The organism is Micromonospora sp. NPDC050980 (genome assembly GCF_040653835.1).
GTDB lineage: Bacteria > Actinomycetota > Actinomycetes > Mycobacteriales > Micromonosporaceae > Micromonospora.
Genome location: NZ_JBFAGS010000004.1, coordinates 167,691 through 191,030, shown reverse-complemented (window position 1 = coordinate 191,030; position 23,340 = coordinate 167,691). Strand labels below are relative to the sequence as shown.

The 23,340-nt window shown below is 71.5% G+C and carries 25 protein-coding genes; 13 read left to right on the top strand and 12 right to left on the bottom strand.

Features of this window, described 5'->3' with window-relative positions:
• Nucleotides 1-117: 117 nt before the first annotated feature.
• The 3 genes from AB0H28_RS09245 to AB0H28_RS09235 are packed head-to-tail and all read right to left on the bottom strand — an operon-like array spanning nucleotide 118 to nucleotide 2,524.
• Nucleotides 118-771 carry an O-methyltransferase gene (locus AB0H28_RS09245; RefSeq protein ID WP_358036288.1) on the bottom strand — a complete coding sequence of 218 codons (654 nt, stop codon included), beginning with the start codon at nucleotides 769-771 and terminating at the stop codon, nucleotides 118-120.
• A gap of 9 nt (nucleotides 772-780) precedes the next feature.
• Complete coding sequence (locus AB0H28_RS09240) at nucleotides 781-1,437, bottom strand: Maf family protein (protein WP_358036286.1); 657 nt, start codon at nucleotides 1,435-1,437, stop codon at nucleotides 781-783.
• Nucleotides 1,438-1,447: 10 nt separating this feature from the next.
• The gene (locus AB0H28_RS09235) at nucleotides 1,448-2,524 is read right to left on the bottom strand and encodes a S8 family serine peptidase (RefSeq protein WP_358036623.1); all 1,077 of its coding nucleotides are present in this window, start codon (nucleotides 2,522-2,524) and stop codon (nucleotides 1,448-1,450) included.
• Between the two features lie 855 nt (nucleotides 2,525-3,379).
• On the opposite strand from AB0H28_RS09235, the gene AB0H28_RS09230 reads away from it, so the two are divergent.
• Nucleotides 3,380-3,634: a hypothetical protein gene (locus AB0H28_RS09230; RefSeq protein ID WP_358036284.1), complete on the top strand. Its 255-nt coding sequence runs from the start codon at nucleotides 3,380-3,382 to the stop codon at nucleotides 3,632-3,634.
• A gap of 292 nt (nucleotides 3,635-3,926) precedes the next feature.
• On the opposite strand, the gene AB0H28_RS09225 is transcribed toward AB0H28_RS09230, so the two are convergent.
• Nucleotides 3,927-4,379 carry a hypothetical protein gene (locus AB0H28_RS09225; protein ID WP_358036282.1) on the bottom strand — a complete coding sequence of 151 codons (453 nt, stop codon included), beginning with the start codon at nucleotides 4,377-4,379 and terminating at the stop codon, nucleotides 3,927-3,929.
• Nucleotides 4,380-4,480: 101 nt separating this feature from the next.
• Nucleotides 4,481-4,693, bottom strand: coding sequence for an acyl-CoA carboxylase subunit epsilon (locus AB0H28_RS09220; protein WP_358036280.1), 213 nt, complete (start codon nucleotides 4,691-4,693; stop codon nucleotides 4,481-4,483).
• A 91-nt stretch (nucleotides 4,694-4,784) separates the two neighbouring features.
• Between AB0H28_RS09220 and AB0H28_RS09215 the strand changes: the two genes are divergently transcribed.
• Nucleotides 4,785-6,827 (top strand): protein kinase, encoded by a 2,043-nt coding sequence (locus tag AB0H28_RS09215; protein WP_358036278.1) that lies wholly within the window; start codon nucleotides 4,785-4,787, stop codon nucleotides 6,825-6,827.
• Nucleotides 6,828-6,914: 87 nt separating this feature from the next.
• Nucleotides 6,915-7,130, top strand: a complete 216-nt coding sequence (locus tag AB0H28_RS09210; protein ID WP_358036276.1) for a hypothetical protein — start codon at nucleotides 6,915-6,917, stop codon at nucleotides 7,128-7,130.
• 72 nt (nucleotides 7,131-7,202) lie between these two features.
• Here the strand turns inward: AB0H28_RS09210 and AB0H28_RS09205 are convergent, their stop codons facing one another.
• Nucleotides 7,203-7,955 carry a GH25 family lysozyme gene (locus AB0H28_RS09205; protein WP_358036274.1) on the bottom strand — a complete coding sequence of 251 codons (753 nt, stop codon included), beginning with the start codon at nucleotides 7,953-7,955 and terminating at the stop codon, nucleotides 7,203-7,205.
• 298 nt (nucleotides 7,956-8,253) lie between these two features.
• Between AB0H28_RS09205 and AB0H28_RS09200 the strand changes: the two genes are divergently transcribed.
• The 4 genes from AB0H28_RS09200 (at nucleotide 8,254) to AB0H28_RS09185 (ending at nucleotide 11,536) form a co-directional block, all read left to right on the top strand.
• The gene (locus tag AB0H28_RS09200) at nucleotides 8,254-8,997 is read left to right on the top strand and encodes a M50 family metallopeptidase (RefSeq protein WP_358036272.1); all 744 of its coding nucleotides are present in this window, start codon (nucleotides 8,254-8,256) and stop codon (nucleotides 8,995-8,997) included.
• A 132-nt stretch (nucleotides 8,998-9,129) separates the two neighbouring features.
• Nucleotides 9,130-10,113 carry a 2-dehydropantoate 2-reductase N-terminal domain-containing protein gene (locus AB0H28_RS09195; protein ID WP_358036270.1) on the top strand — a complete coding sequence of 328 codons (984 nt, stop codon included), beginning with the start codon at nucleotides 9,130-9,132 and terminating at the stop codon, nucleotides 10,111-10,113.
• 63 nt (nucleotides 10,114-10,176) lie between these two features.
• A complete protein-coding gene (locus AB0H28_RS09190; RefSeq protein WP_358036268.1) occupies nucleotides 10,177-10,677 on the top strand; it encodes a SigE family RNA polymerase sigma factor in 501 nt (166 codons plus the stop codon).
• On the top strand, nucleotides 10,670-11,536 hold the full coding sequence (locus AB0H28_RS09185) for a hypothetical protein (protein WP_358036266.1): 867 nt from the start codon (nucleotides 10,670-10,672) through the stop codon (nucleotides 11,534-11,536). Before AB0H28_RS09190 ends, AB0H28_RS09185 begins: the two co-directional genes overlap by 8 nt.
• A 69-nt stretch (nucleotides 11,537-11,605) precedes the next feature.
• Here AB0H28_RS09185 and AB0H28_RS09180 read toward each other — a convergent pair whose 3' ends face one another.
• Nucleotides 11,606-13,189 (bottom strand): acyl-CoA carboxylase subunit beta, encoded by a 1,584-nt coding sequence (locus tag AB0H28_RS09180; RefSeq protein WP_358036264.1) that lies wholly within the window; start codon nucleotides 13,187-13,189, stop codon nucleotides 11,606-11,608.
• A 72-nt stretch (nucleotides 13,190-13,261) separates the two neighbouring features.
• Between AB0H28_RS09180 and AB0H28_RS09175 the strand changes: the two genes are divergently transcribed.
• Both AB0H28_RS09175 and AB0H28_RS09170 read left to right on the top strand, forming a co-directional pair.
• Nucleotides 13,262-14,143 carry a biotin--[acetyl-CoA-carboxylase] ligase gene (locus AB0H28_RS09175; RefSeq protein ID WP_358036262.1) on the top strand — a complete coding sequence of 294 codons (882 nt, stop codon included), beginning with the start codon at nucleotides 13,262-13,264 and terminating at the stop codon, nucleotides 14,141-14,143.
• Between the two features lie 138 nt (nucleotides 14,144-14,281).
• A complete protein-coding gene (locus AB0H28_RS09170) occupies nucleotides 14,282-14,851 on the top strand; it encodes a PH domain-containing protein (protein WP_358036260.1) in 570 nt (189 codons plus the stop codon).
• A gap of 18 nt (nucleotides 14,852-14,869) precedes the next feature.
• Here AB0H28_RS09170 and AB0H28_RS09165 read toward each other — a convergent pair whose 3' ends face one another.
• On the bottom strand, nucleotides 14,870-15,568 hold the full coding sequence (locus AB0H28_RS09165; RefSeq protein ID WP_358036258.1) for a GtrA family protein: 699 nt from the start codon (nucleotides 15,566-15,568) through the stop codon (nucleotides 14,870-14,872).
• 63 nt (nucleotides 15,569-15,631) lie between these two features.
• Entirely contained in the window at nucleotides 15,632-16,168 is a 537-nt protein-coding gene (locus AB0H28_RS09160) for a GtrA family protein (protein ID WP_358036621.1), read from the bottom strand.
• A 443-nt stretch (nucleotides 16,169-16,611) separates the two neighbouring features.
• Between AB0H28_RS09160 and AB0H28_RS09155 the strand changes: the two genes are divergently transcribed.
• The 4 genes from AB0H28_RS09155 to AB0H28_RS09140 all read left to right on the top strand — a co-directional run bounded on the left by AB0H28_RS09155 (nucleotide 16,612) and on the right by AB0H28_RS09140 (nucleotide 21,432).
• Nucleotides 16,612-18,453, top strand: a complete 1,842-nt coding sequence (locus AB0H28_RS09155) for a phosphoenolpyruvate carboxykinase (GTP) (protein ID WP_358036256.1) — start codon at nucleotides 16,612-16,614, stop codon at nucleotides 18,451-18,453.
• A gap of 40 nt (nucleotides 18,454-18,493) precedes the next feature.
• Complete coding sequence (locus AB0H28_RS09150) at nucleotides 18,494-19,339, top strand: hypothetical protein (RefSeq protein WP_358036254.1); 846 nt, start codon at nucleotides 18,494-18,496, stop codon at nucleotides 19,337-19,339.
• Between the two features lie 124 nt (nucleotides 19,340-19,463).
• Entirely contained in the window at nucleotides 19,464-20,630 is a 1,167-nt protein-coding gene (locus AB0H28_RS09145) for a geranylgeranyl reductase family protein (RefSeq protein WP_358036619.1), read from the top strand.
• Nucleotides 20,631-20,661: 31 nt separating this feature from the next.
• Entirely contained in the window at nucleotides 20,662-21,432 is a 771-nt protein-coding gene (locus AB0H28_RS09140) for an isoprenyl transferase (protein WP_358036252.1), read from the top strand.
• A 27-nt stretch (nucleotides 21,433-21,459) separates the two neighbouring features.
• Here AB0H28_RS09140 and otsB read toward each other — a convergent pair whose 3' ends face one another.
• The 3 genes from otsB to AB0H28_RS09125 all read right to left on the bottom strand — a co-directional run bounded on the left by otsB (nucleotide 21,460) and on the right by AB0H28_RS09125 (nucleotide 23,311).
• Nucleotides 21,460-22,284, bottom strand: a complete 825-nt coding sequence (otsB, locus tag AB0H28_RS09135; protein WP_358036250.1) for a trehalose-phosphatase — start codon at nucleotides 22,282-22,284, stop codon at nucleotides 21,460-21,462.
• Nucleotides 22,285-22,353: 69 nt separating this feature from the next.
• The gene (locus tag AB0H28_RS09130; protein ID WP_358036248.1) at nucleotides 22,354-22,707 is read right to left on the bottom strand and encodes a hypothetical protein; all 354 of its coding nucleotides are present in this window, start codon (nucleotides 22,705-22,707) and stop codon (nucleotides 22,354-22,356) included.
• 163 nt (nucleotides 22,708-22,870) lie between these two features.
• Nucleotides 22,871-23,311 carry a helix-turn-helix transcriptional regulator gene (locus AB0H28_RS09125; RefSeq protein ID WP_358036246.1) on the bottom strand — a complete coding sequence of 147 codons (441 nt, stop codon included), beginning with the start codon at nucleotides 23,309-23,311 and terminating at the stop codon, nucleotides 22,871-22,873.
• Nucleotides 23,312-23,340 lie beyond the last annotated feature (29 nt).

Genomic DNA, 23,340 nt, shown 5'->3' with positions numbered 1-23,340 from the left:
ATCGCGGTGGCCGTGCTGCTGACCGTGCGGCTGGGGCGGGCGCTGTCCTGATCGGCTCCGCCTCGGCGACATGGCGGGGTCCCGAGCGGTCGGATGCCGCCACCTCGGCCAACCGGCTCATCGGACCCGGGCCAGGGTGACCCCGTCGGCGATCGGCAGCATGACGGCCTCGACGCGGACGTCCGCCACGACCTCGTCGTTGAACGCGGCGATGGCCCGGTCGTCCGCGTTGCCCGGAGCGAGCACCCGGCCCGCGCGAAGCGTGTTGTCGACCGCGATGACCCCGCCGGGACGCATCCGGGGCACCAACTCGTCCCAGTACACCGGATAGCCGACCTTGTCCGCGTCGATGAATGCGAAGTCGAGGTGACGCTCCCGGGGCAGGTCCCGCAGCGTCTCCGCGGCCGGCCCGATACGCAGCTCGATGCGGTCCTGGACGCCGGCCCGAGCCCAGTAGCGTCGGGCCACGCCGGTGTACTCCTCGGAGATGTCGAAGCAGGTCAACCGGCCGCCCTCGGCCAGCCCACGGGCGATCGCCAGCGCGGACAGCCCGGTGAACGTGCCCACCTCCACCGCCTGCCGCACCCCGAGCAGCCGGGTCAGGAAGGTCAGAAACGCCGCCTGCTCCGGCGCGACCTGCATGTCGGCCTCGGCCGGCAGGGCCGCCCGGGTCTCCTCGGCCAACTCCCGGACGACCTCGTCCGGGGCGGACCCGTGGGCCACCAGGTAGGCGTGCAGTTCCGGGGTCAGCGGCAACGGCTTCGTGGTCATGACCGGACGTTAGCCGAGTTGCTCGACCTCCTGGCCGCCCGGCGCGACCTTCGTCCACAGGTCGACGAGGCGCAGCCCCAACTCGTCGAGGAGCCGGCGCAGCAGCGGCAGGGACAGCCCCACCACCGTGCCCGGGTCACCCTCGATGCCAGTGAGGAACGCCCCGCCCAGCCCGTCGATGGTGAACGCGCCGGCCACCGCCAGCGGCTCGCCTGTCGCCACGTACGCGGCGACCTCCTCGTCGGTGATGTCGGCGAAGTGCACGGTGGTCGATGCGACAGCCTCCGCACGGGCCTCGTGCGTCACGTCGATCAGGCAGTGCCCGGTGTGCAGAACGCCGCTGCGCCCCCGCATCCGCTGCCACCGCCGGGTGGCGTCGGCCGCGTCGGCCGGTTTACCCAGGATCTCGCCGTCGAACGCGAGCACCGAGTCGCACCCGAGCACCAGCGTGCGCTCGTCCACCGCGGGACGCAGCCGGCCGAGCACGGCCTGAGCCTTCATCCGCGCCAGTTCGAGACACAAATCCTCGGCCCGAGCACTGACCACCTGCGACTCGTCGACGCCGCTGACCAGCACGTCGGGTTCGATCCCGGCGGCCTGGAGCAGCTTGCGGCGGGCGGGACTCTGCGAGGCGAGGACGAGACGCAACGGCACGGAGGTCGACACCCCGCCGACGCTACCGGCTGATCCTCGGCGGCGGGTCGGCGGCACGTCGACGACGACGCCAGATCAGATAGCCGCCCCCGGCGGCCAGCAGCACACCGAGGGTCGCAAGGCCCCGAGCCGTGCCGCCACCGTCACCGGTGTCGGGCGCAGCCACCGTCGACGCCGGCGCCGTCACCCCGGCAGACTCGAAACCGATCGGGGGTACGTCTGCGGTGAGCGCGGCGACCAGGTCGATGACCCCGTAGCCGTATTCGTCGTCGCGGCCAGGTGGTCCCTTGTCGACGGCGGTCGCGGTGAGCCGGTGTGCGACCTCGGCAGCGGGGAGGTGCGGATATTTGGAGCGGATCAGAGCAGCGGCCCCAGCCACGATCGCAGTGGCGCTGGAGGTTCCCGTGCCCTTCGAATACTTGCCGCCAAAACTGGTGCTATAGATGTCGACGGCCGGCGCGGCGACCTCAATTTTTGGTCCCTTGACGGAAATCGCAGCATGCTTCCCTAGGCGATCGACGCCGCTGACCGCAATGACGCCCTCCTGGGCGGCCGGGTAGCTGACGGTTGCTGCCCGCGGTACATTGCCAACACCTGCAACGACCACGACGTCTGCGTCCACTGCGCTTTTCACGGCCTGTACCAGCTTTTCGCTCGTAACGCCTGCGCTGGATATGCTTATTACCTCCACGTGCTGCGAGACGGCGTAGTCTATTGCGTTCGCGAGAGTGTCGGCATCGCCATAGTTGTCGGATGTAGAAGAAACAATGGGAAGGATCTTTGCCTCGGGGGCTATCCCGAGGGCGCCGAGTCCGTCGCCTGACCCGTGTGCAGCGATGATTCCCGCCATGGCTGTTCCGTGGCTATTTGTGTCGTGTAGGGCGTTCCGGCGGCCTGCAACTAGATCCTTGCCTGCTAGCAAATTCTCTGATAGGTCTGGATGGCGGTCTACTCCCGTGTCGGGGAGGGCAACCAGAACGCCCGCTCCTCGGCTTAACCTATGAGCCTCTTTTACTCTAAGGAACTTGAGATGCCACTGATCCCTGCGAACCTGGGCGGCAATTTCGGGTGGAACGACGCTAGGGCTTGGGAGTACTATATTACTAAAAATGATGCCAGTGGCAGTGAAAGCTGCGGCGGCCGCGCGAGTAGTGAGCCCAGTCAACTGCTACGGCCAATTGCTGGGCCAGGGTCGATCGGGCCCTCCTCGTCCGGAGGCAAGACGATTGGGCTCACACCCTCCCGTGTTTCCCATGGGTTATCCGGGTCCCATTCACCTGACGCCCCTGGCTTTTCCTGCTGACGCGAAGCCCGGCCGTTGGCGGTGGGGATGCCCGAAAGAGGAGGGCTGAGCTGCGGCCCCATTAATGGACCTCGTCCGAGTCCAGGTCGTGACCCTGCCGATCCACTAGGCGCAGTGCCGGCCCCGCCACCACCAATCACACCGCCGACGGGGTTTATGCGGCGCGGACCTCCGCTCCGAGCAGGCGGCTGGCCTAATCCCATTGTCGGCGGTTGGCCGATCAGTCCGCCGGGCTGCATGGGCCGTGCCGATGAGGTCCGTGAACCTTCACCTGCAACGGCTTGGCTGGATGGCAGGCCTACTCGCCTCTCCGGCGGATGTGGAGGTTGCCCTGGGCTTGGGCTGAGCGGCGGCAGTAGCCCTCCCAGCGAAGGCACTTGAGCTGTCGCAGTGCCCGGCGTAACCGTCGGAGGCGGAGTCGCTAGCGCTGCTGATCCAGCACCACCGAGGATGGGTCCGGCATTAGGTGTGGTTGGAACATGAGCCGGACTGTGCGTTACGCCGGTGCTTGTAGCGGAAGTAGGCTTCAGTGGCGTAGCGGTGAGTGCTATCGGAACGATCGGCGGAATGACAGGTGCTGCTTCGGAGCCATAGACGTCAGAGGTGCTTGTTTCAATTCCGGGCCGACGAATGATCGGCGGGCGCTGAAGCATGACCTGGGCCATCTGGAGTTCTCCGCTCAACCCCGTCATCAACCCGCGCGCCCGGATGTTCAACTGCTCCAGGTCGTCGTCCGTCACCGGGGGCCGTTCCGGCAGTCGACTGCCCGCCACCGCTTTCGGGTCGGCAATCGTCGCCTCGTACGCGCGTTTCTGCCGCAGCTTGGTCGCGTACTCGTCGTGGAGCGGCTGTAGTTCGGCGCGGGTGCTGCCGATCGCGCGCGCGGCGGCGGCGAGCGCGTCGTAGTTCGCTGCGGCGGCGTCGTGGGTGCGTTGCACCCGGTCGATGAGTTGGTCGAGTTCGCCGACGTAGGTCCGGGCGGCGGCGTTGCTCTCGGGCGGCCACGCCTCGGCGAGCCCGCGGCGGTATTCCCGCAGTCGGCTCAGGTGGGCCAGGGCGAGGTCGCACACCTTGCGCCAGCCGGCGACCTGCTTCCACTGGCCGCTGGTGTCCTGGTCGTGCAGGCACGCCCACATGCTGAGCACGTCCATCAGCCGCCAGTCGGTGAGCCCGGAGGTGCGTCCGCCGCCCCGTTCGATCACGGCAGGACCACCCGCCCCTGGTCGGGGCCGGTGGGGTCGGCGAGCGGTGGGGTCGGGCGCGCGACCGCGGTGGCGGGTGCGGCGAGCGCTCGCTCGACGTCGGCGACGCGGGCGGAGGAGAAGGCGTCCGCGCCGTCGTAGTGGGCGGCGATCCGGCCGGCGACGTCGGCGAGCCGGCCAGTGGCGGGCGCCAGGTCCCACACGGCGCTGACCGCGGCCTTCTGCGCCTCGTGGTGGGCCTGCATGAATTGAACCAGCTCGATGAAGGCGTCGGCCGGGTTGGGCACCGGAGCCTTCATGTCGTCGGCGATGTAGGACAGGTGCGGGGCGTAGTTGCGGGTGACCTCGTCCTGGAGGCGGTCGGCGAATTCCCTCATCTGTCGGATGTCGGCCTCGATGCTGCCGTAGTCGCGCAGCCAGCCGGCTGGCCGGTTGTCCTCCGGGATCATCGGACCTCCCTGCCCGTCACCGCACGGTTTCCCTGAGTGAGGTTAATGGCTCCACGGTGATCCCGGCAGCCCCCGCCGGGCTCGCGTACTCGGGGAAGGTTTCAGCGGGGAAGGCCGGAGGCGCGCCACGCGCCGGGACCGGCGGTGAGCGTCGCGGTGACCGGGTGGGCGCTCCGCGCCCAACGCGACGGCGCCGAGGGCGCGGCGACGGCGACGGGCCGGGTGCGGACCATGATCGCGCCGACCAGGGCAGCCAGCTCCTCGGCGGTGGGCACGCCACGGACGACCCGGAACATCGGCTCTTCGGCAGACATGGCCCAAGGGTACGCGTCGCGAACTCGACGGTCGGCACGCAGTGGCGTGCCGGCGGTGTGCGCGTCGGAGTGGCCGGGTACCGTTTCTGCGATGTCGAACGCACTTCCCCAACTCGTCGCTGACCGGTATCGGCTCCTCACGCCGCTCGGTCAGGGCGGCATGGGCCGCGTCTGGAAGGCGCGGGACGAGGTGCTGCACCGCGACGTCGCCATCAAGGAGTTGGTGCCGCCGCCCGGCCTCACCCCGGACGAGCGCCGCGAGATGCGGGAACGCTCGCTGCGTGAGGCGCGGGCCATCGCCCGGCTCAACAACGTCAACGTGGTTCGCATCTTCGACGTGCTGCGCACCGACGGCGATCCGTGGATCGTCATGGAATACGTCGCGTCGAAGTCGTTGCAGGACACGATCGCCGAGGACGGCCCGGTCTCGGCGGCCAAGGCGGTCGAGATCGGCCTCGGCGTGCTGGGCGCGTTGAAGGCCGCGCACAAGGCCGGCATCATGCACCGCGACGTCAAGCCGGGCAACGTGCTGCTCGGCGAGGACGGCCGGGTGGTGCTCACCGACTTCGGCCTGGCGACCATCCCCGGCGACCCGAACGTGACCCGCACCGGCATGGTGCTGGGGTCGCCCGCCTACATCTCGCCGGAGCGGGCGCGGGACGGCACGGCCGGGCCGGAGGCCGACCTGTGGTCCCTGGGCGCGACGCTCTACGCCGCCGTCGAGGGCAAGTCGCCGTACGCGCGTCCGTCGGCGATCGCCACGCTGGCCGCGCTCGCCACCGAGCCGATGCCGCCGCCGCGTAACGCCGGGCCGCTCAAGCCGGTGTTGCAAGGCCTGCTGCGCAAGGACCCGGACGAGCGGATCACCGCCGAGGTGGCGGAGCGCATGCTGCGCAAGGCCGCCGGGCGGCGGGCCAAGGGCATCTCGCTGCTGGACGGCGTACGCCGGCCCGGGCCGAACGGTCCGCGCGCGCCGCGACCGCCGCTGGTGCCGGCGCCGCGCCCGGCCGACGACCAGGTCGGACGCGCCGCCACCGGGGCGTCGGGGGTGGCCGCCACCGGAGGTACGGCGGCAGCCGCCGACCCGACCGCGAAGGTGCCGGCGTCCAGGACCGACGCGGGCCCCACCGCGCAGGTGACGCCGCCGGCCGCTGACCCGACGACCAAGCTCGACGCCGACCCGCCGCTCGACGGGACGCGGGTGGACGACGCCCCGGCGCTCGACGAGACCCGGCTCGACGGCGAGCCGGTCCCCGACGCGCCCGCCCAGCGCTCGGTCCCGGCGACGGTCGGCTCGGTCCCGTCCGACTCCGCCCCGGTCAGCCCGGCTCCGGTCAGCTCGCCTCCGGTCAGTTCGGCTCCGGTCAGCCCCGCGCCGTCGACGGGCCGGGCGTCCGTGCTGCCGGGGATCAAGGCGGCGCCGAACCGGCGCACCCTGCTGATCGGCGCGCTGGTCCTGGTGCTGCTGGTCGGCCTGGTGGTGGCGGTGCCGCTGCTGAACGACGGCGGCGGCGAAGACGACGGTGACGGCGGCCGGCCGACCGCCGGCTCCTCGGTGGCGTCGGCGGTCCCGCCCGCGCCGAGCGCCAGCGCCAGCGCCTCGGCGAGCGCGAGCGCCTCGTCGAGCAGCCCGTCGGCCAGTCCGTCGACGCCGTCGGCGAGCCCGTCGCCGACCGGGTTCGTGCTGCCGGCCGGCTGGACCTACTACACCGGCTCGAATGGCTTCAAGGTGCCGATCCCGAACGGCTTCGAGGCCCGCCCCGGCAACAACCAGGTCGTGCTCTACGAGAAGGGCGGCGCCAAGCGGGTGCTGTTCATGCAGTGGACGGACAGCCCGAAGAAGGACGCGTACGCCGACTGGAAGAAGCAGGAGCCCTACCGGCGATCGCTCGTCGACAACTACAAACTGGTCGGCATCACCCGGTGCGACGGCTACTACCGCACCTGCGCCGACTGGGACTGGTTGGAGACGCGCAACGACGGCACCCGGTTCCACGTGCGTAACCGGGGCGTGGCGACGGCCAGCAACCGCGGCTACGCGCTGCGCTGGGAGGTTCCGGCGAAGGACTGGCAGGCCAACCTGGCCAACTTCGACATCATCACCAGGGGTTTCGTGCCGGACCGCAAGAACTGACTCTGGGAGTCCCGCCGTCGCGAAACTGGTTCGCATGACTTTCCGTAGTCGCGGGTATGAACACCTCGACGACGAAGGAGGTGCGACATGGGTTACCGACACCGGGACACCGGCCCCCGGCTGGCACTGTGGATGCTGGTCGCGCTCGGCGACGCCATCCTGCTGCTTGTCGCCGCCGGCCTGTCCGCGCCGGTCGCGGTCCTCGGCGTGCTCACCCTGACCGTCGCCGGGGTGGCGGCGTGGCGCTGGACCCGCCGACCCACGCCCGTGCCCGTGGCGACCACAGCGCGTCGCCGGGCCTGAGGCGAGCACCAGACGGTACGACGACAGCGGGACCGCCCCACATCGGGGCGGTCCCGCTGTCGTGCGCGTAGCTCAGGTGTTGTTGGCCAGGGCGATCAGCCGGCTCCGGTCACCGTTCCAGTAGTTGCGGTCGACGTTGCCGCTGATCCCGGAGACGCTGCCGCTGCTGGTGTACTGCCAGAAGCTCCACACCGGGGCGCCGGCCGGCAGGGCGCCGGGCGTGCTCGACCAGCGGGCGAGCCACAGCGGGTGGTTGGCCCAGGGGCCGGTCCAACTGCCGGTGCACTGGTTCCACCAGCTCGTCGTGGTGTAGATGACCGCGTAGCGGCCGGTGCGGGACTTGTAGGTGTTGAGGAAGCTCTGGATCCAGTTGCGCATGCCGGTGGTGCTCAGGCCGTAGCAGTAGCCGCCGCTGTAGGGGTTGGCCTCGATGTCCAGCGCGGCGGGCAGGGTGCGGCTGTCGGCCGACCAGGCGCCGCCGTTGCTGGCCAGGTAGTTGGCCTGGGTGGAGCCGGCGGAGATGTTCGGCCGGGCGAAGTGGTACGCCCCGCGGATCACGCCGGCGTAGTACGAGTTGGTGTAGTTGCTGTTGAAGTTCGGGTCCTTGTAGCTGGTGCCCTCGGTGGCCTTGATGAAGGCGAACTGGATGCCCGCGTTACGCACGCTGGTCCAGTTGATGCTGCCCTGGTAGCGGGAGACGTCGACGCCGGGAGTGGTCGCGGCGGCGGCCGGTCCGGCGGTCGCCACGAGGGCCGCGACCGCGGTGGCGGCGACGGTCAGGCCGGCGGCGAGAAGCCGGCGTACGGAGAGTCTGGTACGGGCCATGGTGTGCCTCCAGAGGACGTCAACTGATTGACGACCATCTTTGGAGGTTACTACCCTAGATCGCAATAGGGTGCAAAGAAATTTTCACGGTGTTCAGCGGAGCGTGGCCGGGTCCATCGGGTTCGCCCAGAGCCAGGTAGTCGGTGTCGGTCCACGGACCCACGTGCGAAATGTATGGCTCCCAGGGAGCTGCGCTCACCGACCTCACCTCCGTTCGGGCACCTCGTCCGATCAGTCTCACACGCTATGAGACTTCGCCTGTCGAACGACACGAGTCGAGCCGGTAGGCTCCCCGCCCATGCCCCCGATCGACGGCCTCAGCACGCTCTGGGACACGCTGACCAGCGCCCAGCCGGACCCGCCCCCGCTGCTGGTGGTGCTCACCGCCGTCGTCGCGCTCGCGGTGGTCGCCACCCGGCTGCCCTGGCGGATCGCCCGCAACGCGGTGACCATCGCGCACGAGGGCGGGCACGCGCTGGTGGCGTTGCTCACCGGCCGGCGGCTGCACGGCATCCGGCTGCACTCGGACACCTCCGGGTTGACGCTCTCGGCCGGGCGCCCCAGCGGTCCCGGCATGATCCTCACACTGCTCGCCGGATACGTCGCGCCGTCGCTGCTCGGTCTCGGCGGCGCGTGGCTGCTGGCCGGTAACCGGATCACCCTGCTGCTCTGGCTGGCGGTGGCGTTGCTGCTGGCCATGCTGGTGCTGATCCGCAACCTCTTCGGCGCGCTGTCGGTGGTGGTCACCGGCGGCGTCGTGCTCGCCGTCTCCTGGTACACCTCGCCGCAGGTCCAGGCCGTCTTCGCCTGGACCTCGGTCTGGTTCCTGCTGTTCGGCGGCGTGCGGCCGGTCTTCGAGCTGCGGCGCCAGCGCAGCCGGGGCCGGATGCCGGAGTCCGACGCCGACCAGCTCGGGCGGCTCACGCCGGTCCCGCCGCTGTTCTGGGTCGGGGTGTTCCTGCTGGTCAGCCTCGGTGCGCTGGTCGTCGGCGGGCTGCTGCTGGCCGGCCCGATCCTCGCCGACGCCGGTGTCACCTTCTGAGTGCCGCGCGTCGGGCTCCACCCGGCGCTGCGGGCGAGCGGATGGCCCGGCACACGCGGTGGCCGGTTCCTGACCCGGTACGGCACGCCGCCGCCCGGGCGGGGCGCGCCTCGACGGGGCAGAATCGGACGGATGCGATACGTGATCATCGGAGCGGGCGCGGTCGGCGGCACCATCGGCGTACTCCTCGCCGAGGCCGGCCGGGACGTGACGCTGGTGGCCCGAGGCGCGCACCTGGACGCGCTGCGCGAGCGGGGGTTGACGCTGCGGCGACCCGACGGCACGGTGACCCGCCGGCTGCCGGCGGTGGCCGGGCCGGATGGCCCGCCGCTGCCGGCCGACACCGTGCTGGTGCTCACCGTGAAGTCGCAGGACACGGCCGCCGCGCTGGGAAGCTGGGCGGACGCGCCGGTCGAGGGCGGCGGGACGGCCGCCGAGCGGCTGCCCGTCGTGCTCGCCCAGAACGGCGTGGCGAACGAGCCGACCGCGTTGCGGCTCTTCGCCCGGGTGCACCCGGTCTGCGTGTGGCTGCCCGCCACCCACCTTGAGCCCGGCGTGGTGGTCGCCAACGGCCACCCGCACCCGGGCATGCTGCACCTCGGGCGCTACCCGACCGGCGCCGACGACACCAGCCGGGCGGTCGCGGCCGACCTGACCGACGCCGGCTTCGTCGCCCCGGTCCGCGACGACGTGATGCGCTGGAAGTACGGCAAACTGCTGGCCAACCTCGGCAACGGCCTCCAGGCGCTGCTCGGCCGGGAGGTGCCCGAACACCTGTCGCGGCGGGTACGCGCCGAGGGCGAGGCGGCGCTGGCCGCCGCCGGCATCGGGCACACCACCCGCGAGGAGGAGGCCACCGAGCGGGGTGACCTGGTGTCGCACCGGCCGGTCGACGGCGAGCCCCGCTCCGGCGGCTCCACCTGGCAGAGCCTGGCCCGGGGCGCCGGCTCGGCCGAGGCCGACCACCTCAACGGCGAGATCGTGCTGCTCGGCCGCCTGCACGGGGTGCCCACCCCGGTGAACGCGGCGGTGCAGGCCGCCGTGCGCCGGGCCGTCCGCGACCGGATCCCGGCCGGCGACTTCGGGGCCGCCGAGTTGGAGAAATTGCTCGGCTGAGCGGGCAACCGCGCCCGGTGCGGCAGGCGTGTCTCCTGCGACCGTCCCGGGGGAGGTGACAGCGTGCCGGACGTCGACGGGTTCGACGAGTTCTACCGGGGCAGCCGACAACGGCTGCTCGGTTTCGTCTTCGTGCTCACCGGCAACCTCGCCGAGGCGCAGGACGCGGTGCAGGAGGCGTACATCCGGGCCTGGCAACGGTGGTCGACGGTGCGTGACTACGACGACCCGGAGGCATGGTTGCGGGTGGTGGCCAGCCGGATCGCGGTGAGCCGGTGGCGCAGCCTGCGCAGCCGGGCCCGGGCCTACCTGCGGCACGGGGCCCAGGAGAGCGTGCCCGCCCCGAACACGGACACGGTCGAGGTGGTGGCGGCGTTACGACGGCTGCCCGAGGAGCAACGCACCGCCATCGCGCTCTACTACCTGCTCGGCATGCCGGTCGCCGAGGTGGCTCGGGAGACCGAGGCGCCGGTCGGCACGGTCAAGGCGCGGCTGTCCCGGGGGCGCTCCGCGCTCGCGGAACTGCTCGCGGTAGTGGATCTGGAGGAGCCGGCCGATGCGTGACGACGACCCGACGTTCATCGAACTCCTTCAGCGGGAGCTGCACGCCGTCCGCTGGGCGGAGCCGGCCGAGCTGCGGGCCCGCGCGCGGCGGCGCAGCCGGCGTACGGCGGTCGCGGCGGCCGTGGCGGTGCTGGCGCTCACCTCCGGGGCCGCGTTCGTGACGAGCCGAGGTGCCACCGCACCGGCGTCGGCGCCGGCCGTTCCGTCGGTGTCCGTCTGGACCGCCGCCGAGGTGCCCGCCGGGGCGCTGCTGCAACCGGTGGACCTGCGGCCGGCCATCGTGACGCCGTGGAACGAGGCAGGTCTGGGCGAGGAGATCCGCCTGGACGAGATGCTGGCGGTCTGCCGGAAGGACCAGGGACTGCTGACGCGATGGGAGCAGTCCCGATACTCGCGTTCGGTGACCATCGTCCGGGAGCGCCCGGGCGGAGCCGACCAGCGGGAGGGTCAGGTGCTCGCCATGCAGGACCTCTACCGGGTGTCGCCGGACCGGGCCGACCGACTCTTCGCCGGGCTGCCCGCACTGCTCGGGCCGTGCCGGCAGTGGCGGTCGAGCGGACCCACGGCATGGCGGGGCGCGACGATCAGGGCGGAGGCCGTCCACTCCTGGCAGGAGGTCGACCGCGACTTCGCCGGCGACGAGTCGGTGCTGGTGCGCCACACGGTCGGCGAGGTCCGCAACCTGGACACCGGCGCGACGCTCGACGACCGCACGTCCGTCACGTCCCAGGCGGTGGTCCGGGTCGGTGATCTGGTCAGCGTGCTCCGGAACGGGTCGGACGGCAGCGAGTCGCAGTTGCGGGGCCTGGCCCGGTTGGCGGCCGAGCGGATGTGTGCCGCCGCCAACCCCGGCTGCTGAGCCGGGCCCGCGTGTTAAGCGGGGCCCCCTGCTCTACCTGAGGCGTTAACAGGGGGCCCCTCCTTACACCTACAGGGGGATGTTGCCGTGCTTCTTCGGCGGCAGCGTCTCGCGCTTGGTGCGCAGCACCCGCAGCGCCCGGACGATCTGGGTCCGCGTCTCGTGCGGCGGGATCACCCCGTCGACGTAGCCGCGCTCGGCCGCGATGTACGGGTTGGCGAGCGTGTCCTCGTACTCGGCGATCTTCTCGGCACGCACCGCGGCCGGGTCGTCCGCGTTGGCCAGCTCGGAGCGGTAGAGGATGTTCACCGCGCCCTGCGCGCCCATCACCGCGATCTGCGCGGTCGGCCAGGCGAAGTTGAGGTCGGCGCCGAGGTGCTTGGAACCCATCACGTCGTACGCGCCGCCGTACGCCTTGCGGGTGATCACGGTGACCTTCGGGACGGTGGCCTCCGCGTACGCGTAGATCAGCTTGGCGCCGCGGCGGATGATGCCGTCCCACTCCTGCCCGGTGCCGGGCAGGAAGCCGGGCACGTCGACGAAGGTCAGCACCGGCACGTTGAACGCGTCGCAGGTGCGCACGAAGCGGGCCGCCTTCTCCGACGCGGCGATGTCGAGCGTGCCGGCGAACTGCATCGGCTGGTTGGCGACCACACCCACCGGGCGGCCCTCCACCCGACCGAAGCCGACCACCATGTTCTGCGCGTAGAGCGGCTGCACCTCCAGGAACTCGCCGTCGTCGAGCACGTGCTCGATCACCCGGTGCATGTCGTACGGCTGGTTGGCCGAGTCCGGGATGAGCGTGTCCAGCTCCCGGTCGGAGTCCGTGATGTCGAGGACCGCGGGCGCGTCGAACACCACCGGCTCGTCCAGGTTGTTCGACGGCAGGTACGACAGCAGCGCCTTGACGTAGGAGATCGCGTCGTCCTCGTCCGTGCCGAGGTAGTGCGCGTTGCCGCTGCGGGCGTTGTGGGTGCGGGCGCCGCCCAGCTCCTCCATGCCGACGTCCTCACCGGTGACCGTCTTGATCACGTCGGGGCCGGTGATGAACATGTGCGAGGTCTGGTCGACCATCACGGTGAAGTCGGTGACCGCCGGGGAGTAGACCGCGCCGCCCGCGCACGGGCCCATGATGAGCGAGATCTGCGGGATGACACCGCTGGCCCGCACGTTGCGGAAGAAGATCTCGCCGTAGAGGCCGAGCGAGGCGACACCCTCCTGGATCCGCGCGCCGCCGGAGTCGTTGATGCCGACCACCGGGCAGCCGATCTTCATGGCCAGGTCCATCAGCTTGACGATCTTCTCGCCGAAGACCTCGCCCAGGGAGCCGCCGAAGACGGTGAAGTCCTGCGCGAACACGCAGACCTGCCGACCGTCCACGGTGCCGTAGCCGGTCAGCACCCCGTCGCCGTACGGGCGGGTGCGCTCCAGGCCGAAGTTTGTGGAGCGGTGCCGGGCGAACTCGTCCAGTTCGACGAAGGAACCCTCGTCGAGGAGCATCCCGATCCGCTCCCGGGCGGTCTTCTTGCCCCGCGCGTGCTGCTTCTCGACCGCGCGCGCCGAGCCGGCGTGCACCGCCTCGTCGAGCCGTCGCTCCAGGTCCGCCAGCTTGCCGGCGGTCGTGTGGATGTTGGTCCCGGTCTCGGTAGTCACCCAGGGAATATAACGATGGTTCAGGCGGGTGACGCTGTGCAGTGCGCCTCACCCGGGCCGTAGGCTGACCGGATGCCCGGCTCGCCGTACACCGACCTGGATCGCCCGCCGCTGTCGGCGGCCCGGCTGCGGCGCGCGCTGGTCGCGCCGAACGGGCCCTGGCGTCGCCTGGAGTTGCTGGCCGAGACCGGCTCGACGAACGCCGACGTGGTGGCCGCGGCGCGGGCCGGCGAACCGGAGGGCCTGGTGGTGGTCGCCGAGCGGCAGAGCGCCGGCCGGGGGCGGCGGGGCCGGGTGTGGCAGTCGCCGCCGCGCGCCGGCATCGCGGCCAGCGTGCTGCTGCGACCCGGCGAGGCGGTCGCCGGGCGCGGCTGGTCGCCGGTGCCGGTCACCGGGTACGGCTGGCTGCCGCTGCTCGCCGGCGTCGCGCTGGTCGAGGCGGTACGCCTGCTGGCCGAGCTGGACGCCCGGCTGAAGTGGCCCAACGACCTGCTGGTGGACGGCGCGAAGTGCGCCGGGGTGCTGGCCGAGGTGGTGCCGGGCGACGGCGACGCCCAGCCGCCCGCGATCGTGGTCGGCGTGGGCCTGAACGTGACGGTGCGTGCCGACGAGTTGCCGGAGAACCCGACCGGCCTGCCGGCGACCTCGCTCCAACTCGCCGGCGCGACCGCCACCGATCGCGACCCGTTGCTGCGGTCGCTGCTGCGCTCGCTCGCCGAGTGGTACGAGCGCTGGCGTGACGCCGGTGGCGACGCGGTGGCCAGCGGGCTGCGTGACGCCTACCTGGCCGGCTGCGCGACCGTCGGCCGCCGGGTGCGGGTGCTGCTGCCGGACGGCCGCGAGGTGCACGGCACCGCCACCGGGGTCGACCCCGACGGCCAACTCCTGGTCGCCACCACCGACGGCGGCGCCCCCCTCCGCCTGGCCGCCGGCGATGTCCTCCACCTCCGGTGAAAGGAGGGGCCCCTTCTTAACGCCTCCGGTAGAGAAGGGGCCCCTTCTCACATCCGGCAGCCGCCCGCGCGGCCGATGCCGCCGGGCCGCGCTGACCGGTTACGGTCAGCGCGTCCGGTTTCCGCGAGGAGGTTCGAAGTGGCGTTTCCCGAAGACGTGCTCACCGAGGACGAGCATGTCGTGCTGCACCTGCACCCGCACTGGAAGGCACTGATCCGGCCGATCCTGGTGCTGGCGCTCACCGTGGCGGCGGTGGTCGCCGCCTGGCTCCTGCTGCCCGACGGCGACGGCGGCACGATCGCGGTCTACGCCGTCGCCGGGCTCGGCCTGGTGCTGACGTTGTGGCTGGGCCTGTGGCCGTTCCTGGTCTGGCGCACCACGCACTACCTCTTCACGAACGAGCGGGTGCTGTTGCAGGAGGGGGTGTTCTCCCGCAACCGGCGGGACCTGCCGCTGACCCGGATCAACGACCACGCCATGCACCAACGGTTCGTGGAGCGGCTCCTCGGCTGCGGCACGCTGACCATCGAGTCCGCCGGTGAGCGGGGTCAGTCGGTGCTCACCGACGTGCCGCACGTGGACCGGGTGCAGACGAAGCTGTACGAACTGGTCGAGGCACACCACGACAAGCACAGCCTGGGTGACGACGAGATGCGCGAGATCCTGGCGGACATGACCGAGGGCAAGTCGACGCGCGACCCGGCCTGAGGCGCAAGGCCCGCCCGCTCAGCGGCGGGCGCGGCGCGGACGCAGCTCGGCGGCGAGTTCGGCGTCCAGGTCGGCGCCGAGCGCGCTGCCCAGGGCGGCGTCGGCGGGCGCCGGGCGACCCTGCGGCGGCGGGTACTCGCCCCCGGGGCGGTTCGCGCCCAGCGGCGGCTCTTCCTCCTCCAGTTCGGTGACGGACTCGGCCAGCTCGGCGACCGGGTCCATCTCGGCGACGTTGTCCCACTCGTCCCGGGGGACGGCGTGCCAGGTCTCCTCGGCGTGCTTCGGCACCGGCTGGAAGACGAACGTCCGATAGGACCAGAAGCGGAACAGGGTGGCCAGCAGGACGCCGAAGGTCTTCGCCACGTTCAACGCCAGCAGGCCGTGCACGCCGAGGCCGTACTTGGCCAGGGCCAGGACGCCGAGTTCGATGACCAGACCGGCGCCGTTGAACAGGAAGAACAGGATGTATTCGCGCCGTAGCGCGGATTTCGGTCGATCCCGGTACGTCCAGTGACGATTCATCAGATACGACGTGATCGTCGCGACGACGGTGGCGATCACGGTCGCCTTGAGTTGACCGTCCCGGAAAACCGTGAGTGCCAGCGCATTGAACACCGCGTAATTGATGACGGTGTTGACGCCGCCGACGATGCCGAATTTGAGCGCCTCGTGGATGAACTTCTGCCAGCGCTCGGGCAGCAGACGGACTCCAGGCATGCGAAACACCTTAGGGCAGTGGGCAGGGCCGGCTGGGCCCGGCGGATCGGGATGGGCGGTGCGTCACGCCCCGGACTCTCGGTCGTGGCTCGGTGCCGGAACGGGGAGTGTTCCCGCCTCGACGAAGACGAACCGTCGGTACGACCAGAACCGGAACAGCGTGCCCAGGCCGGTGCCGACGACGAAGCTGGCGATGTTGTCGGCCAGCGGCGTCTGGAACACCCGCGGCCAGAGCGCGCCGAGCCCGTAGTGGCTGATCGCCAGGACGGCCACCGCGATGCCGAGACCCACCGCGTTGAAGGAGAAGAACAGCGCGTACTCGCGGGCGGGGTGGGAGCGCTGCCGATGCCGCCAGGTCCAGAACCGGTTGCCGACGAAGGCGACGGTCGCGGCGACCACGGTGGAGACGGTCTTCGCGACCAGCGGTGGCATGCCGCGACCGCTCGACAGGTAGTTGAAGAGCGCGAAGTCGACGAGGAAGGCGACGCCGCCGACGGTGGCGAACTTGCTCAACTCGTGGATGAGGTGACCGAAGCGGTGGAGCAGGGCTCCGATCGGACCCCGACGGGTCTCCGGAGCCTCCGGTTGGTCCCCGGTCATCGTCGCGGCCACCCGCCGAGAGTACCGGGTGCGCCCAACCCGGACCGACTGCAACGGCGAGTCGGGCCGCGGCAACTTCGGCGCCCGGCCGCCGGACCGGTCCGCCGGGTCGCGCGACGGTGACCCGTTCCGGATATCCGTGAGCACAGCGTAACCGGCGAGGCGAATGTGTGGAGCCGGTCACGGAATCGCGCTTCGAGGGACCGGCCCGGTGGAGGTTCACCGCAGGATTTGCGTGAAACTGCGCGCGAAAGCGGGTATCAGATCGTGATGCCGCAGCGTGGCCGCACCTTGTGCAGTTCTTCACAACCAGTCCCACTGACTGGCGAGGCAGCCCGGTTTACGCTGAGCCCAATCCCAGGTTTCCACGAACGGCGGCGCCTCGCCCGCCAGAACTCGTGCATCCCATAGATCGGTCAGCGTCGACCACAAGGAGATGTGACATGGTTGCTCCGGCTGCTGTTCGGGGTATCGATCAGGCCCCGACGTCCCACCCCAAACTGCTCGCCTGGGTTCGTGAGGTCGCGGAACTGACCACCCCGGAGCGGGTGGTCTGGGTGGACGGGTCCGACGAGGAGTGGCGTCGCCTCACCGACGAGCTCGTCGAGAACGGCACCCTGATCCGGCTGAACCCCGAGAAGAAGCCCAACTCGTTCTACGCGCGGACGGACCCGACGGACGTCGCCCGGGTCGAGGAGCGCACCTTCATCTGCTCCGTCGACGAGGCGGACGCCGGCCCCACCAACAACTGGATGGCGCCGGCGGAGATGAAGCGGACGATGACCGAGCTCTACCGCGGCAGCATGCGTGGTCGCACCATGTACGTCATCCCGTTCTGCATGGGTCCGGTCGAGGCCGAGAGCCCCATGTTCGGCGTCGAGATCACCGACAGCCCGTACGTGGTCGCGTCGATGCGAATCATGACCCGGATGGGGTCGTCGGTCCTGGCGGCGATGGGTGACGACGCCGACTTCGTGCACGCGCTGCACTCCATCGGCGCGCCGCTGGCCCCGGGCCAGCAGGACGTGGCCTGGCCGTGCAACGACACGAAGTACATCTCGCACTTCCCGGAGACGCGGGAGATCTGGTCCTACGGCTCCGGTTACGGCGGCAACTCGCTGCTCGGCAAGAAGTGCTACTCGCTGCGGATCGCCAGCGTGATGGGGCGCGACGAGGGCTGGCTCGCCGAGCACATGCTGATCCTCAAGATCACCTCGCCGGAGGGCAAGGTCTACCACATCGCCGGCGCCTTCCCGTCGGCGTGCGGCAAGACCAACCTGGCCATGCTGGAGCCGACCATCCCGGGCTGGAAGGTCGAGACGATCGGCGACGACATCGCCTGGATGCGGTTCGGCCCGGACGGTCGCCTCTACGCGATCAACCCGGAGTACGGCCTGTTCGGCGTCGCGCCCGGCACCGACTGGAAGACCAACGCGAACGCCATGCGGACGCTGGACCGGGGCAACTCCGTCTTCACCAACGTCGCCCTCACCGACGACGGCGACATCTGGTGGGAGGGCATGGGTGAGCCGCCGGCGCACCTGATCGACTGGAAGGGCAACGACTGGACGCCGGAGAGCGAGCAGCTCTCCTCGCACGCGAACAGCCGGTTCTGCACCCCGATCACCCAGTGCCCGATCCTGGCCGAGGACTACTTCGACCCGAACGGCGTGCCGATCGACGCGATCCTGTTCGGTGGCCGGCGGCGGGACACCGTCCCGCTGGTCACCGAGGCGCGGGACTGGGTGCACGGCGTCTACATGGGCGCGACGCTCTCCTCGGAGACCACGGCCGCCGCGTCCGGCGCGGTGGGTGTGGTGCGCCGCGACCCGATGGCCATGCTGCCGTTCATCGGCTACCACGCCGGCGACTACTTCCGGCACTGGATCGAGATGGGCAAGGGCACCGACGGCGACGAGGCGAAGCTGCCCAAGATCTACTACGTCAACTGGTTCCGGAAGGACCAGGAGGGCAGCTTCCTCTGGCCGGGCTTCGGCGAGAACTCCCGCGTGCTCAAGTGGATCATCGAGCGGCTGGAGGGCCGGGCCGAGGCCGTGGAGACCCCGATCGGCATGGTCCCGGCGCAGGACGCGCTGGACATCGAGGGTCTCGACATGACCCCGGAGGACGTCCGCATCGCCCTGAAGGTGGACCCGCAGGAGTGGCGCAAGGAGCTGCCGCTGGTCACCGAGTGGTTCGAGAAGTTCGGGGACAAGCTCCCCGGCGTGCTCTGGGCCGAGCTGGACGCGCTGCGCGCCCGGCTGGACGCGGAGCCGCAGAAGTAGCAGGTGTGCCGATTGCCCGCGCCGGGCAAGACCGGATGCCATGAGGACGGCCGCCGAACCTGTCGAGGTCCGGCGGCCGTCCGCCGTCCGGGCGCTGACCACGCTGCTCGCCGTGACCGCGGGAGCCACCGTCGTGGTCGAGCTGCTCAATTACTGGTACGCCCCGGAGCAGGAGTTCGGCCTCGCCGTCCGCACCGGTTGGGCGATGCTCCGGTCGCTCGGCTTCCTGGTGTTGATCGGGCACGTCAACTCCGGTCGGGTGGCGGCCCGGCCGTTCGGGCTGATCCTGGCCGTGACCACGATCTTCGCGGTGGGCCGGTTGGTAGTGCCCCGGGCCGGCGTGCCCGCGCTGCCCGGCCTGCTCGGCTTCGCCGCGCTCACCGCGCTCTGCGTCGCCGTGGTGGTGCTGCTCTACCGCTCCGACGCGGTCCGCGCACATCTGGTCCGCCATCGTAAGGGTCTGGTGGTCGAGGGCGGGACGATCTCCTGGCGCGAGGTGGCGCCGAAGCGTCCGCAGGCCAGCGGGTGGCTGCTCACCGCCCGGGTGGCGGCGTTCACCTACAGCCCGCTGATGCTGGTGCCGGCGCTGGTGGCGACGGGTTCGCTGCTGGACGGTGGGCTCGCCGCCGTGCCGGCGGTGCTGGGCTGGATCGGCGCCGGCATCGCGGCCAGCTACGCGGTGCTGTTCTGCACCGCGTTCCTGCTGCGCGGCAAGGGTTGGGCCCGGCGGGCGCTGGTCGTGGTGACGCTCGGTGTGCTGGCGCTCGACCTCCCGCTCTGCTGGTGGCTGCTCGGCGTGGACGGCCTGATCCGCGACGGCGCACCCCTGGTCACCGCCGCCGCCCTCTGCCTCTGGTCCCTGCACCGCGCCACCCCTCCCCGTTGATCATGAAGTTGACGGCACCGACGGAGATCGACATCGCCGCCAACTTCATGATCAACGAGGTGGGGCGGCGCGGTGGGGACGGGAGCGGGGGTGGGCGGGGGAGGATGTGCGGGTGGGTGGTGCGGTGTGGGACGTCGTGGTGGTGGGAGCGGGGCCGGCGGGGGCGGCGGCGGCGCTGGCCGCGCGGCGGGCCGGGGCGGCGCGGGTGCTGCTGCTCGACCGGTACGACTTCCCGCGCGACAAGGCGTGCGGCGACGGCGTCGCCGCGCACGCGCTGGACGTCCTCGCCGAGCTGGGGGTGACCGGCGCCGTCGAGGGCTATCCGCCCCTGCCCGCGCTGCGCCTGGTCGCGCCCGGTGGCGGCACGGTGGCCCGGGCGTTGCCCCGGCCGGCGTACACGGTGCCCCGGAAGGTGTTCGACGCCCGCCTGGTCCGGGCCGCCGTCCAGGGCGGTGCCGAGCTGCGCCGGCACACCGTACGCCGGGTGGAGGTGACCGCCGACCGGGTGGTGCTCGACGGCGAACTGGCCGCCCGGGCGGTGGTCGGGGCGGACGGCGCCGGTTCGGTGCTGCGGCGGGCACTCGGCCATCCGGTGAACCCGGACCGGCACCTGGCGCTCGCCATCCGGGGCTACGCGCCCGCGCCGCCCGGCCCGCCCGAGCAGCTCATCGTCACCTCGGCGGCGCGCTGGCCCGCGTACGCCTGGGCCTTTCCGATCGGTGACGGGCGCGCGAACGTCGGGTACGGGGAGGTGCTGCGCGGCGAGCCGCTGACCCGCGCGCACCTGCTGGACCGGATGGCCGCGCTGCTGCCCGGCACCGATCCGGCCACGGTGACCGACCTGCGGGCGCACCACCTGCCGCTCTCCACCCACCGCCCGGCACCGGGGCGGGGCCGGGTGGTGCTGGCCGGCGACGCGCTGTCGTTGATCAATCCGTTCACCGGCGAGGGCATCTTCTACGCGCTGCGCTCCGGCGCGCTGGCCGGGGCGTCGGCGGCCGGCGCGCCCGCCGACGCGGCCCGCCGCTACGCGGCGGCGCTGCGCGACCGGCTCGGCACGCACCTGCGGCACAGCTCGGCGGCGGCCTGGCTGGCCCGGCGGCGGTGGGTGGTGGACGCGGTGGTCGGCGCGGCCGGCCGGGACGAGCGGGTCTACCGGACGGTGGTGGAGCTGGGGCTCGGCGACGGCCGTCTGGACGTTCGCACGCTGGCCGCGATCGCCGCCGCGGTGCCGCGCCCGCGACGGGCCGGAGCGGACCTGCCGTCCCGCGATGCGCCACCGCGGCACTGATCTTTCCCACGGGTCGCTACCCTGCAAGGTGATGACTCTGCGGAAACTTCTCTACTCCGTGTACGAGCGCCGGCTGACGGCGAAGCTCGCGGGCAAGCCCGTGCCCGCGCACGTCGGCGTGATGTGCGACGGCAACCGCAGGTGGGCCCGGGAGATGGGCTTCGTCGATCCGAACGACGGCCACCGGATGGGCGCCGAGCGGATCAAGGAGCTGCTTCGCTGGTGCGACGCGGCCGGCGTCGGGCACGTCACGCTCTGGTTGCTCTCCACCGACAACCTGTCCCGGCCGGCGGCCGAGCTGGACCCGCTGCTGCAGATCATCGAGGACCTCACCGGCGAGCTGGCCGAGGAGGGCAACCCGTGGCGGCTGCGCATGGTGGGCGCGCTCGACGTGCTGCCGGCGCAGCACGCCGCCGCGCTCAAGGGCGCCGCCGAGCGCACCCGCGACCGCGACGGCGGGGCCCAGGTCAACATCGCCGTGGGGTACGGCGGCCGGCGCGAGATCGCCGACGCGGTCCGCTCACTGCTGCTGGAGCACGCGGCGCAGGGCGGCACGCTGGAGGAGCTGGCGACCACGATCGACGTCGACGACATCTCGGAGCATCTCTACACCAAGGGGCTGCCCGACCCCGACCTGATCATCCGGACCAGCGGCGAGCAGCGGCTGTCCGGCTTCATGCTCTGGCAGAGCGCGCATTCGGAGTTCTACTTCTGCGAGCTGAACTGGCCCGACTTCCGCAAGGTCGACTTCCTGCGCGCCCTGCGCTCCTACGCCACCCGCCAGCGCCGCTACGGCGTCTGACCCGCCGTCCGGTCCCGGCCCCGCCGGTCAGGAGAGGTGGGGAAGGGCGGCGGTGAGGAAGTCGCCCAGGGCGGCCGGGGAGTCGAGCGTGAGGTCGGCGGCGTCGGCCACCTCGTGACCGGTCTCCGGGTTGGCGACGGCCACGCAGACGCCGAGGAAGTCGGGGTCGCCGGCGGCGCGGGCGCGCAGCGCGGCGAACGCCTTGATGTCGGAGACGTCGTCGCCGAAATACCAGGCGCCGCCGGCGTCCCGGACCGTCTCGCCGATGACCATGCCCTTGTCCCGGTCGACCGGGGGTTTCAGTTCCAGCACCATCCGGCCGGCCTGGCAGCGCAGGCCCAGCCGCTCGGCCCGGGCCCGGCCCCACTCCTGCACCACGTCGCCGAGCTGCGGGGCGGTGCGCCAGTGCAGCGCGACGGAGAGCCGCTTGAACTCGACCAGGGCGCCGGCCGGCAGCTCCGCCTCGGCCTGCGCGGCCAGCTCGGCCATGGTCGGCACCCAGGGCAGGGCGGCCGGCTCGGTGACCGTCTCGCCGCCGGAGTGGCTGTGCTCCAGGCCGTAGAGCCCGTAGAGGTCGACGCCGGTGAGCCCGCCGAGATGGTCGCGGAGGAACTCCACCGGGCGGGCGGAGACGATGGCGATCCGGCGTACGCGGGGGGCGAGCGCCTCCAGCGCGGCGAGCACCTTCGGCGCGGGCCGCACCGCGGTGGGATCGTCGTCGACCGGCGCCAGGGTGCCGTCGAAGTCGAAGAAGAGCACGACGTCACCCGCGCGGGCGGCGGTGGCACGCCAGGCGTTCTCGGCGTCCAACGGGGTCTTCGGCGGCTGGTTGCCCAGATTCAACGGCGGCACGCGCGACAGCGTACCCCGCGCCGGGCGGCGTATTCGTGGCCGAGATGTGACGTCGGTACGACGTGGCGGTCAGCGTTCGGCGGCTCCTCTTCCCCGGCGCCCGAACGGCACGACGGTCGCCTCCTGCCCGTGGCTGAGCAGGTAGCCCTCCACGAAGCCGGTGTTCCGGTCGCCGGTGTGCGCCTCGATCTCGTTGAGCCGCGCCACCAGGAACTCGGTGAGCGCGCTGACTCGGTCGTTGAGCCGGTCGTGCAACTCGGCGACGACGGCGAGGATCACCGCTGTGCCGGCCGTGGTGAGCGCGAGGAGATTGACGACCAGGGGAAGCTGCCCGCCGTTCAGCACGCCGACCACCACGTTGCCGGTCACGCAGGATGTCACCGACACCACCGCGACCACGACTGCCAACCATTTCAGGGTCATGGACAGACCCCTCCTTCTGTCCCGCAGGGCTGGGTTCGGCTGTGTCCCGTCCCCCCGCCGATGACGAGCCCTTAGCAGTACAAACGTGGACGCTAGCGGGTCCGATCCGTCCCCGAGGGGAAACGATCGCTACTGACCTTCGGTTCTTTCGCCATCTGAGGAACTACCCGGCTTGTTTCCCCCTATTTCGGGCATTCCCGGGAAGCGTCGGGCGATATGCGAGGTAGCGGATGGTTTCTCGGATGTGGAACTTCTCCGCGTCGGACACGTCCGGGTCGATCAGTCGGCGCAGCAGCGCCTCGACGTCCGGGTCCATCGGCGGCGGGGTGGGGCCGGGGCGGGGGCCGGTCGTGCGGTCCCAGCCGAGCGCCGTGAACGCGACTGTCGGATCGAGGCCCAGCCCCTCGCAGAACGCGACCACGCGCTCGGCCTCCGGGTCGCTGGCCCAGTCGCCGCGGACCCAGCGGTTGATGGTCTGGCGGGAGACGCCGGTGCGTCGGGAGACCTCGGTGCCGCTCCAGGCCCGCATGGCCCGGGCGTCGTCGAGCGCCCGGCGGACGAAGGTGGCGAATGCGATCTTCCGTGCGTTGGCCGTCTCACTCACCCCGTGACGGTACGACCAGTCGGTCATTC